The organism is Burkholderia arboris (genome assembly GCF_038723655.1).
In the GTDB taxonomy this organism is placed as follows: domain Bacteria; phylum Pseudomonadota; class Gammaproteobacteria; order Burkholderiales; family Burkholderiaceae; genus Burkholderia; species Burkholderia arboris.
The window spans coordinates 2504369-2516779 of the sequence record NZ_CP109822.1 but is presented as its reverse complement, the minus strand read 5'-3'; the positions used below and the strand labels follow the sequence as shown (position 1 = coordinate 2516779).

Genomic DNA, 12411 nt, shown 5'->3' with positions numbered 1-12411 from the left:
TATAAAAATATGCTGGAATTTCTTCAAAATAAAGGCAATCTGGCAAGAATCCAATCCCATCTGGTGGGGGGGATTGGGACCGATCTCATTACTTCATTGCTGGAACTATCGTAGTAAATAATTGAATCCCTGGTGTCGGCTAGGTTTCGCTCTGTCGCTGAGTTGATGTAGTAGGAAAAGTATCTCAGGGCGATTAATTCTCCAGCGGCGTCAAAAATCTGAAGCTTTATTTCGGTTCCGTTCTCGATGTCTGTACCGCATAGCTTCACAAAATACGTCGTTCCGCGGATGATTTTGCTTCCGCCATTTAATTCATTGGTGTAAAAACCGCAACGTCCATAGCTTGGGCGATTGAAGTGAAAGAATAATCCAATGCCAAGATAAATGACGAGCGCTAGGCCAATGTATCTGATGATTCGAGTCTGCATATCTCGCCAAGTTTAAATTCAATTGGTTTTTTCAATTTCAAGTAAACTGGTTTTGAATATATCATGAAATCACTTCCTCGATGATGCTTTTCGCGCCAGCGGCAATAATCCGCATTGTGTACGGGGAAGTAAACGTCTGGCTCTCTGAATTTTCCAATCATGCTTCCTCGTGTGTCAACGGGCTTGTTGATGCTCTTTACCCAGATGTCAATGTCAGAGTTGCGTTTTGGGATGCTGGATTCAAAAAGTAGTGAGCCTGGCGCTACGATAACGCCGTGTTTGTTCCAATGTCCCAAATATTGTCGACCATTAAATGAATAATTGTCTTTTATGTAGGCATAAACGTGCGTAATTTTTCCGATTGCCTCGATGCAGTAAAAATTGCTTGTTTTATCATATCTGAAATATTTTTCACCAGATACTTCAGCAATTCCTATGGCGACATAAATATTGAAATTTGCCAGTGCGCCTGTAAGATCGGTGGGGGCCAAGTTTTCCAGGGTGTCCCAGCTGCTGATCGACGTGATCTGAAATTGCCAGTTCTTGTGAAATTGAAGAATATTATTTACGGATTGGCTGGTATTGATGTTGAGATTTGCTCCCCGGTTTTCCAAAAATCGTTTCTCTATTTCTGCGAGAATCTTGTTTCTTGCCAAATCGATTGCTTTCTGTCGATAAATGTCGTTCGAAATAAGATTTTCAAATTTCCTTTTGACATTTCCGAATCTCAGCGTCCAATCGAGAGTGACGTCGTTAAGATTAAACGGTTGAATTGATATCGGATCATTGTTGTAAATGTGCGCAGCACCCGCAAACCAGATTCGCGCAAGTTTGGCTGAAACCTTCCAGCCCAATTTGTCCATCGCGATTGGTACGTCCTGGAGATCGAAAGGTGGCGGGTTATTGCAAACTTCCGATTCCGCCTGCCGCGGTGATCCTTTGGTTATTGTCTGGTCGGCTTGCGGCGGCGGTTGAGGTGCTGGAGGGAGCTTCGGCGCGTTCGAGGGCTTGGAAATCGGTTTGGGAGGAGGCGGTGGTGGAGGCTTTTCCCCCGGTGCGAGCCTGTCGATCGATACGACTCTTTGAGTATCAAGCGGAATGCATCCTTGGGAACCCTTGTATTCCTTCAACTCCGATCCGAACCACCCATTTTTCGGCTTGTAGTAAGGCACCTTCTTTACGTCGGCCATGGACTCTTCCGTTTGCAACGAATAGCCTGGCATCGTAAAAGCCGACTGCAAGCGGACAAACCATCAGGTGTTGCCGAAACAGGGCGAAGCGCGATTGGACAAGGGGCCGGGGCAGAAAGAAATGTGCCCGATTGTGTCGGCCATCATGACGTCGAATAGTGTCCCCGGGCCGGGCGAACCGTTTCGCCGCGTCAGACCGCCGCGAGTTGCGCGGCCGCGCGCGACGACGCGACGATCAGCAGCTTCATCGTCGCGCGCGTCGCACCGACGAACAGCTTGCGCGCGGCCCGCGCGTCGAGCGTGTCGAAGTCGACTTCGGTGAGGATCACGCACGGCGCCGACTGGCCCTTGAAGCGGTAGATCGAATCGAGCAGCACGTCGCCTTCGCGATATTCGGGGTTGCCGAACAGGTCGTACTTGCCGGTGAAGCGCTTGATCCGGTGCGGACCGAGCTGGTCGAGCGGCGCGAGCACCGAGCCCTCGCGGCCGCGATACGACAGCACCGCGATGTCCTGCTTGCGGAAGCCCAGCGACAGCGCGTGCGTGATCGCGCGCTTGGTCGCGTCGATGCAGGCTTCCGTCAATGCGTCTCCCGACGCGCCATCGTCCCCGTATGCCGACACCGACGGATCCGAACCGTCGAACGGGCTGCCCGCGCGCAGCTCGGCCGCGAGCGGCTCGACCCGGCCGACGACGTCGCGCACGAATTCGAGCAGGTCGCGCGGGCTGCGGTAGTTCGTCAGCGCCTTCAGCGTGACCCAGCCGGCCAGCGCGACGGGTTCGCGCATGTACAGGTTCTGCAGCGGATCCTCGAGCCACCACCATGCGCCGTCCGGCGCGAGCACGCGCGCCAGCGCGGCCGCCCACGGCGCATGGAAATCCTGCCCTTCGTCGACGACCAGCACGTCGAAGCGCCAGTGCTCGGGAATCGGCGCTTCCGCGAAACGCGCTTCGAGCCGCTCGAATTCGCCGGGCACCTGGAAGTCGGGCACATAGCCGCCGTCACGCGCGACCCAGTCGCACAGCTGGTGGTAATTCGCGATCTTCGCGCCGGGCGGCGCGATGCGCGCGATGTAGTCGGCGAGCGGCCGGTTGAAGCACACATAGAGCACGCGCTTGCCCGCCGCGACGGCATCGCGCATCGCCTGCACCGCGAGCTGTGTCTTGCCCGAGCCGGCGGTGCCGGTGACGCGCAGCCGGAACGGCGCGAACTCAAGCTGGCGCGCCCATTCGGCGAGCCCGCCGGACAGCCGCGTGACGAGCGTGCCGGCCTGCCCGACGAGCGCGCTCGTGTCGGGCGTGAGCGCGAGCTCGTCCGCGAGGAAATGGTGGAGCTTCGGCGCGTTCGGAAAGTGTGCGTCGTCCTCGGGCAGGATCTGCAGGACGACCTGCGCGAGCTGCGCCTTGCGCGACGCGTCGACGATGCGGTCGGCCGCGACGCCGGCGATCGACGCGTCGCGGATCGAGTAGTCGGGGCAGTACAGCAGCGCCTCGACCCCGTAGACGCCCGCGCCGAGCGCGGCCGTCAGCCGCCGGTGCAGTGTTTCCTGCGTGCGCGCGAGCTGGATCGGGACATTGCGCTCTTTCTGCAGATAGACCTTCACGAGCCCCTTCGGTGTTTCGCGCAGGAAGCCGGCCTTCTGCTCGATCAGCAGCACGCGGCCTGCCGGGCTCACGACGACGAACGCCGCTTCGCCGAACACCGAGAACGCCTGATCGGCGCGCGTCCAGTGGACGCCGTGATACACCGTGTAGCTGTCGGGCAGTGCGTGTTCGAGCGCGGCGAGCGTTTCGCGTTCGCGTTCGGCCGCGCCGGTCGCGGCGAGGCTTTTCCAGTCGTCGGGGATGAGGCGGGCCATGGCGTCGGGCGGCGGATGCCGGTGCGGGCGTGAACAGGTGCGGCTATTGTACTGAGGAACCTGTCCATGCCAGCGGCATTGCGCGCCCGCTGGCCACCCTGAGGTGAGGCGGGCCGGCGGGGATTATCCGCGCGCGAGCCGTTTCGCGAGATCCGCGCTGAGGATCGCCATGCGCGCGGGTTTTTCGTAGCAGACCACGTCGAACGCGCGGATGACTTCGCTGATGTCGGCTTCGCTTGCGCGGCCGGTGAGCAGGTCGCCCGTCAGGACGAAAATCGGCGCGCCCGGGTTGTCGGACGTGCGCACGGCCTTGATCGCGGTCGCGGCCGTGCTGTCGTCGAACAGCCATTCGGTCAGCACGGCGTCGAAGGCCTGGCCCTGCAGGGCGTCGACGAACGGCGCGAGACCGTCGAACGCGGCCGTCGCGAAACCCTGCCGTTCGAGATAGCGGCACAGCTCGGTCGCGCTGACGCGATCGGGGTCGATCACCGCGACGACGAGCTTGTCGCTCTCCGCGCGGCGCGGATAGATCTCGATCTTGTGCACGTCGTACGCATTCTGGTACAGCACGCCGGTATGACGCAGCACGCGCCAGCGGCCGTTCTGTTCGTACGCGACGAACTCGGGACGCGCGCCGGCTTCGAGCGGCGCGCCGATCCACGCGGTACACGGGATCTCGGCGACGCCCGCATAAAGGACGGCTTCCTGGGAATAGGCACCGACCATGCCGGGGTCGAGCGTTTGCGCGCCGAACAGCTGGGCGGCGGGTTCGCCGTACGCTTCGGCGACTTTCTTGATCTGCGAGAGCGTCCAGGGGCTGCTGCCGCGCAGTTTGCGGTGGCCTTGCGAGAAACTCAGGTCGAGGATGCGGCACAGCTCGGTGGTCTGCTGGCGCTTGCCGATGCCGTTGCGGGTCATCAGCTCGCGCACGCGCTCGGCAACCGCGAGGGAATCCGTGGTGATTGCTTCAGTGGTCATGCTACGGGAACGGATCGTGACGTTCAGAACGACGCCTTGCGGCAGTCTCGACGGACAGTCTTCATGACGTCCAATGGCGAGCCGACCGGCCACGCGCGCAAAAGATAACTTTACCGCAAAATGGTCGTCATTCAGTGTCGTGAAAGGTGCGATTGTGTGAAAGGTGTGTCACGAAGTTACCGCAAGCACCCGCATCTCGAACGCATTAACGACTGACAGGAAACAATGACGACAACCTATCCGTTGCACGATGCCCTGACCCGCGCCGAAACGGCGTTCCCGGCCGAAGCCGACGTCGTGATCGCCGGCGCCGGCATCATGGGCTGCGCGGCCGCGTACTACCTGGGCCTGCGTGGCCTGAAGGCCGTCGTGCTCGACAAGTCGCGCATCGCCGGGCAGCAGTCGACGCGCGCATGGGGCTTCGTGCGGCAGCAGGGCCGTGAAGCCGCCGAGGTGCCGCTGATGATGGCGGGCATGCGGATCTGGGAGGGGTTAGAGGAAACCCTCGGTTTCGATCTCGAATGGCGGCAGGGCGGCTGTCTCTATATTGCGGACAACGAAACGGACTGGTCGTCGTTCAACGCGTGGCTCGCCGTCGCACGCGAGCATGGGCTCGATACGCGCACGCTGACGCGCGCGCAGATCGACGAGCGCGTCCGTGGCCTTTCGCCGCAGGCACGCACGCTTGGCGGGCTGTACACCGCGACCGACGGGCAGGCCGAGCCGCGTCGCGTGGCCGCCGCGTTCGCGGCGCGCGCGACCGAGGCCGGCGCGCGTTTCTTCGAAGGCTGCGGCGTGACGGCGATCGAGACGGCCGGCGGCGCGGTCGTCGGCGTCGTGACCGAGCGCGGCACGATCCGTACGCGGCGCGCGATCTGTGCGGCCGGCGCGACCAGTTTCCGGTTGCTCGACGGCGTCGGCATCCGGCTGCCGCAGCAGGCCGTGCGCGGCACCTGCATGCGCACCAATGTGGTGCCGCCGGTGTCGGCGGCGACGGTCTGGGGGCACGGCCTCGGCATCCGGCAGCGCGAGAACGGCGCGATCAATCTCGCCGACGACATGCAGGTCGACGTCGATCTGACGCTCGGCCACCTGCGCGGGTTGAGTCTCTTCTGGCCGGAGTTCTGGTCGCAGCGCGACAAATTCCGGCTGCACCTGAATGCGTCTGCCTGGCGCGACGCGCTTGCCCGCATCAGCGGCGCGACCGGGCCGGTCGAGCCGCGCGATCCGCAGCCGCAGCCGAATCGCGCCCACGCGCCGCGCGCACTCGCGAAGCTCAAGGCGATCTTTCCCGCGCTGAAGGACGCACAGATCGTCGAGGCGTGGGCCGGCCTGATCGACGTGTTGCCCGACGGCATCCCGGTGATCGATGCACCGGGCACGCCGTCGGGGCTCGCGATCGCGACGGGGTTCTGCGGTCACGGTTTCGCGATGGGGCCGATCGTCGGCCGGCTGCTCGCCGAATGGATCGATACCGGGACGCCGTCGCTCGACCTGTCGGCGTTTCGCGCGCGGCGCTTCGTCGACGGAACGATGGTGCGGCCGCGCAGCATGCTGTGACGGCCGGGCGCGCGCGTTCCCGTCGTAAAATCGAGCCCGCATTCTTCAGGAGACTCCCCGTTGGCTTCGCCATCCGACCAGCGCCGCTCGTTGCGCTTACGCCTGCGTCGTGCCCGCAATCCGTGGCAGGCGCCGCGTACGCGTACGCTGTTCACGCGTCCCGCGACGTCGCCGCGGCGCACGCTGCTGTTCCGCATCGGCGCGGTCGTGCTGCTGTGCACGCTCGCGTTCATCGTGCTGTATCTCGATCGCGACGGCCTGCGCGATTCGACCAAGAGCACGCCGATGACCGTCGCCGATCTCGTCTATTTCACGATGGTCACCGTCGCGACGGTCGGCTACGGCGACATCGTGCCGGTCACCGCGCGGGCACGCCTGCTCGATGCGTTCTTCATCGTGCCGATCCGTATCGTCATCTGGTTCATTTTCCTGGGCACGGCGTATCAGTTCGTGATCCAGCGCGTTATCGAGGAATTCCGCATGAAGCGCCTGCAGAAGCAGTTGTCCGATCACATCGTCGTGTGCGGTTATGGCCTGTCGGGGTCGATCGCGGTGCGCGAGTTGCTGGAAAGCGGCGTCGATCCCGCGACGGTCATCGTGATCGATTCGCAGCAGCAGGCGCTCGAGGCCGCGACGTCGCTCGGCGTGACGGGATTGCTTGGCGATCCTGCGCATGAGGATCTGCTGCAGCAGGCGCAGGTGCGCGCGGCGAAGGCCGTGATCATTTCGGTGACCGACGATCCGACCGCGATCCTGCTGACGCTGTCGGTGCGCAGCATCGCGCCCGATACGAAGATCGTCGTGCGGATCCAGGAGAACCTGTACCAGCGGCAACTGCGGCAGGCCGGCGCGGACGTGATCGTGTCGTCGACGAAGATCGGCGCGCTGCTGCTCGCGGATGCGGTGCACAGCCGCTATATCGTGCCGTTCGTGAACGACATGCTGTCGACGCGCGGGCGTGCGACGCTGCTGGAGCGCGAAGCGTTGCCGCAGGAGATCGGGTGCCTGACGAACGTCGTGCCGGGTGCGATCGTGGTCGGGCTCGATCGCTGCGGGAAGATCTATTCGTTCTACGAGGATCCGCCGTGCAGGATCGAGGCGGGGGATACGCTGGTCGTGATTCAGTCGGCGCGGATTCCGGATCCGGATGTGTGAGGGCATTCAATCCGGTGGGGCGATCAGGATTCCTCGATTGGCAAAGTAGCGATCGAAGGTTTCGCGCCGCATCGTCACGTTTTCCTGCGTGTCCCGTTCAAATCCTGACGGGTTATGAAAGATCCAGTCGCCGGATTGTGCGTCGACGCCAAGCACGAGCACCAGATGGCCGCCACGCGCCGGCGGCTCGACATCCCGATGCCGGATTCCCGGATGGACCGACGCCATCAGCCTGTGTCCGTCGCGTAGCCTTGCTTCAAGGACCGCCGATTCCGTATGCTCGACGACGCTGCCTCGCATCTGGAAACGCTCGCCGAGCCATTGCACGAACGGTCGGTACAGCAGGCGTTTGCCGCCATCGCCCAGTTCAGGGCGGTAGACGCCGAAGGTCACGGCGTCGTGGACCAGTTCGAGCAACGGGAGCACGCGCTTCGTACGCTGCGCGAGCAGCATCTTCAGGCATGCGATGCCGCAGATGTGCGGGCTCCATTGCGCGTACTCTTCGGGGCTGCGGGCGCCCGACTCGCGCCAGAGCGGATCGTCTTCCGAACGCAGCGCGCCGGACAGAAACTTGTCGATCAGCATCCTCGATTCCCACTGCGAGAAGTAAGGTACGTCGGTCATTTTTCATCCGGTAAACAGTATCGCGACGAAACGGTCGATCGTTGCGCCGAAGATATCGTGCGGGCGTAACGCCGCGCATTGGCATGCGGCGCCGCATCGTGCCGCCGCATCACGCACCATCCGGTTCCATCGCGGAGCCGGTCAATTCTTTTGCGCCCGTGGCCTCGCCGAGGAACGCACGGGCTCGGCCGACGCCAGCAGGCTGCGCAGGAACACCATGATCATGTGCCCGATCGGCACCTCCGACAGGATCGACTCGTGCAGCGACAACCCTTGCGAGAGCCCCATGAACGACACGGCCAGGACGGTCGGCGACTCGGGCGGCACTTTCCCGAACCGGGCAAAAATCTGTTCGATGCAACAGGCAAGGCCATCGCGGTGGGCATCCAGTAATGCCTGCGCCGCCTTCGCAAAATCGGGATTGCGACGCCCCTGAAGCTTGAATTCGACGCCCAGCACGGACCACTCGGGCTCGGCATCGACGGTCCGCGACCACACTTCCAGCGCATCCAGTATGTCGTTCCCGGACGCGGACGGGTCGCTCAGCGCCCGGGCGATGTCTGCCACTTGCGCCGTCGAGCGCGACTGCATCAGTTCGACGAACAACGCTTCCTTGCTCGCGAAATTCGAATAGAACGCGCCCTGCGTGTAGCCGGCCTCGGCCGCGATATCCCTGAGGGACGTCGCGCCGAAACCGCGATCGACGAACAGCCGCTTCGCCGCGGCAAGCAAATGCGCGCGGGTCTGCAGTCGACTTTCTTCGCGGGTCAGCCGCGGGGGAAGGGGTGCCGTGATCATGGCCGGAAGGATATCAGTTGATATTTGAGATGGAAATCATTACGATCGCATTCCAGATATCAGTTGATATTTGAAACGCCGGGCACGATTGTGCACCCGAATGTCCGCAGTGGGCGGGGACCAGGCGGACGATCGTGCCGGTGCGGGGGCGTCGATGCGGTGCCGGTGCGCCAGGGATAGTCGCGCCGCCGATGCGCAGAGCGCGTCGCCGGTCGATCAGGTATGCCGGCCTCGTGCGTCGTGATGAAACAGTCGGTTAGTCATGCGAATCATGTCGATTTGCATGTGGATGCGTGGCAGGAAGCGGAAGATGAGCGTGAGCAAGACCTATGCGCAGCTCGTTGTGGAGCTGTCCGAACTGGACGAGGAAATCGAGCGCGCCCGCGAGCGCGAACGCATCGATGCGATCGAGAAGGTTCACTCGTTGATGGACACCTATGCGATCAAGCATCGCGACCTGGTCGGCCGCAACGGCCGCCGTGGCTCGTACATCGTGAAAGCGTTGCCGGCGCGCTATCGCGATCCGGCGAGCGGCAAGGAGTGGAGCGGGCGCGGTAACGCGCCGCTCTGGATCCGGGGCAAGGACCGCCGTCAGTTCGTCATATGCAAGCCGCCGGCCTTTGGAAAGAAAGCCAAAAGGCGATGACGGAACCGGGTGGGCGTGGACCGTGCGTTGCCGGGGTGAGCTAAGGCGATGCGGGCTGCTGCGGCGTGTGGCCCGGCGGCGTCAGCACGACGAGCAGCGTCGCGCCGTCCGGCGACGGCGCCACGTACGCATGCGGCCGGTGCGAAGAGAACAACGCGCTTTCCCCGGCACGCAACCGTGTCGGCTCGCCGTGTTCGAAATGCAGCGCCAGTTCGCCCGACAGCACATAGCAGAACTCGTCGCCCTCATGACCGGCGAGCCCGCCGGCTTCGTCCACGGTGCGCGCGTCGACCTGCATGCGCAGCGTGATCATCCCGGCTGAACTGTCGCGATGCAGCAGCGCGTATGTGTACGGGATGTTCGCAATCCGCGTCGTGACGATGTCTTCCGCGTGGCAAACGCTCAGCGAAGCCCGATGGCGCGGGTGGTGGGTCAGCACGTCGCGCCAGTCGAAGCCCATCCCTTCGATGATCCGGTGCAGCACGCCGAAGGTCGGCGACATCTTGTTGGTCTCGATGCGCGAAAACGTCGCCGCGGGCACGCCGGTCAGCCGGCTGGCCTCGTTCAGCGTGAGGTCGCGCGACTGGCGCAGCGCGCGCAGCCGTTGCCCGATCTGGTCGGCGGGAACCTGCAGGTGCTCGCGACGCTGAGGCTTGAGCGGCAGTGCCGACAGGAGCGACGCGACGCGGGATTTCTTGCTCATTGACGTTCACCGGGGAGAATGATTTTACTGATACGTAATAAAAATATACCGCATCGGCACGAAACCGGCCGATGAAATGTGCGAGGCTTGTCGCTGGCCGGCATCGAGGCGTACACTTCCGGCGTGTTGACGTGACGAAAGCGGGGCATCTTCGATGCCTCGTTTTTTTGGCTCCTGTATTTACGTATATGTAAATTCAGGAACTGAACGCAACGCATTTCGTCCCGGCTGTCGGCGCGCGATGCTGCATGCATGATGAATGGAGGCACAAGCGGTAGCGCATTGGCATGACCAGAAATTTACGTATCGGTAATTTCGGAGAGGCTGACATGAATCTGCAAGACGACCGGATGAATGGCGCGTATCGCGCGGAAGGCTGGGTGCAATGGCCCGGCGAGCCGGAGTTGAGTTTCCAGTTCGCGCGCACGCTCGGCGGTGCGCAGGAAGGTGCGAGCCTGATCAGCGAGTGCTTTCGCGCGGCGGCGCGGATGACGCCCGGTGACACGGAGAGCTGGTATCGCGAATGGCAACTCCTCGCGAGGGCCAGCGAGCAGCGCGCGCTCGACGCATTCGAGCGCGGCTTCCTGCGCACCGCGAGCAGCAACTGGCTGCGCGCGGCCAACTACTACCGGTCGTCGGAGTTCTACCTCGCGCATGACGACGCGCGGCGGCGCGACACGTTCGACAGCGTCGAACGCTGTTCGCATCGCTATCTCGAAGGGCTGACGCCGGCCGGCGAGATCGTGCGGATCCCGTACGAGGGTGGCGCGCATCTCGACGCGTATTTCATCCCGTGCGCGGGCGACGGCGTGCGTTCGCCGGCCGTGATTGCGTTCGGCGGGCTCGACGAGTACAAGGACGAACTGCTCCACGAGATGCCCAAGCACGCGCTCACGCGCGGCATGTCGCTGCTGCTGGTCGATCTGCCGGGGCAGGGCGGCACGCTGCGCCGGCAGGGCATCGTCAACCGGCCCGATACCGAAGTGCCGGTCGGCGCGTGCGTCGATTACCTGCTGACGCGCCGCGACGTCGATGCCGGCCGGATCGCACTGTATGGCGCAAGCGTCGGCGGCGTCTATGCGGCGCGCGCGGCGTCGTTCGAGAAGCGCATCGTCGCGGCGGTTTCGGATTCGGTGATGTTCGACATGGGGGCACTGTTCGCGAGCTGGCTCGAGACGCCGGAGCGGCTCATCTGGCGGCACCTGAAATGGGTGTTCGGCTGCGCGACGCCGCAGGGTGTGGTCGACAAGGCGCGGGATTTCCGTCTCGCCGGCGTGATCGATCGAATCTCGGTGCCGTACCTGGTGCTGCAGGGCACCGAGGACTGGCTCGGCCTGAAGACGGCAACCGATACCTACGACTATGCGAAGGCGCAGGGTGTCGACGCGACGCTGCGGCTGTTCGATCCGGATGAAACGGGCGCCGCGCACTGCCAGGTCGACAATCCGACGCTCGGGCAGGAGTTCATCTGCGACTGGCTTGCCGCGCGGCTGGGCATCGACCAGCGCGAAGTCCGGAAGCGTACGCAGTCGCTGGCCTGAGCGGCGCAGCGAGTCGAGCGCCGGGAGGCATCGCGCCAGGTTCCTGGCGACATCTTCCGGCGCGGGCCCCAGCGCCGGTTTATCCGCGACCGACGAACGGCATGGCGGTCGCCATGATCGTCATGGTGAGGATGTTCGTGTCCAGCGGCAGGTTCGCCATCTGGACGATCGCGTTCGCGACATGCGCGACGTCCATGCGTGCCTCGGGTGCCAGGCTGCCATCCGCTTGCGGGACGCCTTGCGTCATCCGGTCCGTCAGCGCCGTGGCCGCGTTGCCGATGTCGATCTGGCCGCACGCGATGTTGTAGCGGCGGCCGTCGAGCGCCAGCGATTTGGTGATCCCGGTCACCGCGTGCTTGGTGGCCGTGTACGCGATCGTATCGGGGCGCGGCGCGTGTGCCGAGATCGAGCCGTTGTTGATGATGCGGCCGCCCTGCGGCGTTTGCGCTTTCATCAGGCGCCACGCGGCCCGCGCGCACAGAAAGACGCCGGTCAGGTTCGTCGCGACGACGCTGTTCCACACGTCGAAGTCGTATTCGTCGAGCGAAACGGCGGGGGCGTTGCGCCCGGCATTGTTGAACAGGACGTCCAGCCGGCCGAACTGCTGCGCGATCTGCGCGAACGCGTGGTCGACCGATGCTTCGTCGGTCACGTCGGCGGGAAACACCTGCGCATCGCCACCGGCGGCGTGGATCGCATCCTGCGTTTCGCGCAGCGATGCCGCGTTGCGCCCGAGCAGCGCGACGGTGAAGCCCGCGGCAGCGAGCGCGATGGCCGCTGCACGACCGATGCCGGAGCCGGCGCCCGTGACGGCTGCGAATTGCTTCGAGACAGACATGGCTTGATTTCCTGCTGGTTGAGTGACGGGTGATGCGGGCGACGACCGGTGTCATCGCCACTTCGGCAATGTAGACGAAATGCGCGGCATA

Annotated in this window: 11 protein-coding genes; 4 read left to right on the top strand and 7 right to left on the bottom strand. The window is 63.5% G+C overall.

Annotated features, from left to right (window positions below; all coding sequences use genetic code 11):
• Positions 1-394 precede the first annotated feature (394 nt).
• The 3 genes from OHZ10_RS28580 to OHZ10_RS28570 form a co-directional block, all read right to left on the bottom strand.
• Entirely contained in the window at positions 395-1618 is a 1224-nt protein-coding gene (locus OHZ10_RS28580) for a DUF6402 family protein (protein WP_342705092.1), read from the bottom strand.
• A 191-nt stretch (positions 1619-1809) separates the two neighbouring features.
• Entirely contained in the window at positions 1810-3477 is a 1668-nt protein-coding gene (locus OHZ10_RS28575; RefSeq protein ID WP_342705091.1) for an ATP-binding domain-containing protein, read from the bottom strand.
• Between the two features lie 123 nt (positions 3478-3600).
• Positions 3601-4455, bottom strand: a complete 855-nt coding sequence (locus tag OHZ10_RS28570; RefSeq protein ID WP_059240186.1) for a helix-turn-helix domain-containing protein — start codon at positions 4453-4455, stop codon at positions 3601-3603.
• A gap of 225 nt (positions 4456-4680) precedes the next feature.
• On the opposite strand from OHZ10_RS28570, the gene OHZ10_RS28565 reads away from it, so the two are divergent.
• Both OHZ10_RS28565 and OHZ10_RS28560 read left to right on the top strand, forming a co-directional pair.
• Entirely contained in the window at positions 4681-6015 is a 1335-nt protein-coding gene (locus tag OHZ10_RS28565; RefSeq protein WP_059240188.1) for an NAD(P)/FAD-dependent oxidoreductase, read from the top strand.
• Between the two features lie 60 nt (positions 6016-6075).
• On the top strand, positions 6076-7170 hold the full coding sequence (locus OHZ10_RS28560; RefSeq protein ID WP_059240190.1) for a potassium channel family protein: 1095 nt from the start codon (positions 6076-6078) through the stop codon (positions 7168-7170).
• Positions 7171-7176: 6 nt separating this feature from the next.
• Here OHZ10_RS28560 and OHZ10_RS28555 read toward each other — a convergent pair whose 3' ends face one another.
• Together OHZ10_RS28555 and OHZ10_RS28550 are read right to left on the bottom strand one after the other, a co-directional pair.
• Positions 7177-7794: a hypothetical protein gene (locus OHZ10_RS28555; protein WP_342705090.1), complete on the bottom strand. Its 618-nt coding sequence runs from the start codon at positions 7792-7794 to the stop codon at positions 7177-7179.
• A gap of 141 nt (positions 7795-7935) precedes the next feature.
• Positions 7936-8592, bottom strand: a complete 657-nt coding sequence (locus OHZ10_RS28550) for a helix-turn-helix domain-containing protein (RefSeq protein ID WP_342705089.1) — start codon at positions 8590-8592, stop codon at positions 7936-7938.
• Positions 8593-8902: 310 nt separating this feature from the next.
• Here OHZ10_RS28550 and OHZ10_RS28545 point away from each other — a divergent pair, with 310 nt between their 5' ends.
• Positions 8903-9238, top strand: a complete 336-nt coding sequence (locus OHZ10_RS28545; protein ID WP_226196366.1) for an H-NS histone family protein — start codon at positions 8903-8905, stop codon at positions 9236-9238.
• A gap of 40 nt (positions 9239-9278) precedes the next feature.
• On the opposite strand, the gene OHZ10_RS28540 is transcribed toward OHZ10_RS28545, so the two are convergent.
• The gene (locus OHZ10_RS28540; protein ID WP_059240198.1) at positions 9279-9941 is read right to left on the bottom strand and encodes a helix-turn-helix domain-containing protein; all 663 of its coding nucleotides are present in this window, start codon (positions 9939-9941) and stop codon (positions 9279-9281) included.
• A 329-nt stretch (positions 9942-10270) separates the two neighbouring features.
• Here OHZ10_RS28540 and OHZ10_RS28535 point away from each other — a divergent pair, with 329 nt between their 5' ends.
• On the top strand, positions 10271-11482 hold the full coding sequence (locus tag OHZ10_RS28535; RefSeq protein WP_342705088.1) for an alpha/beta hydrolase family protein: 1212 nt from the start codon (positions 10271-10273) through the stop codon (positions 11480-11482).
• A 79-nt stretch (positions 11483-11561) separates the two neighbouring features.
• On the opposite strand, the gene OHZ10_RS28530 is transcribed toward OHZ10_RS28535, so the two are convergent.
• Complete coding sequence (locus OHZ10_RS28530; protein WP_059240202.1) at positions 11562-12320, bottom strand: SDR family oxidoreductase; 759 nt, start codon at positions 12318-12320, stop codon at positions 11562-11564.
• Positions 12321-12411: the final 91 nt, after the last annotated feature.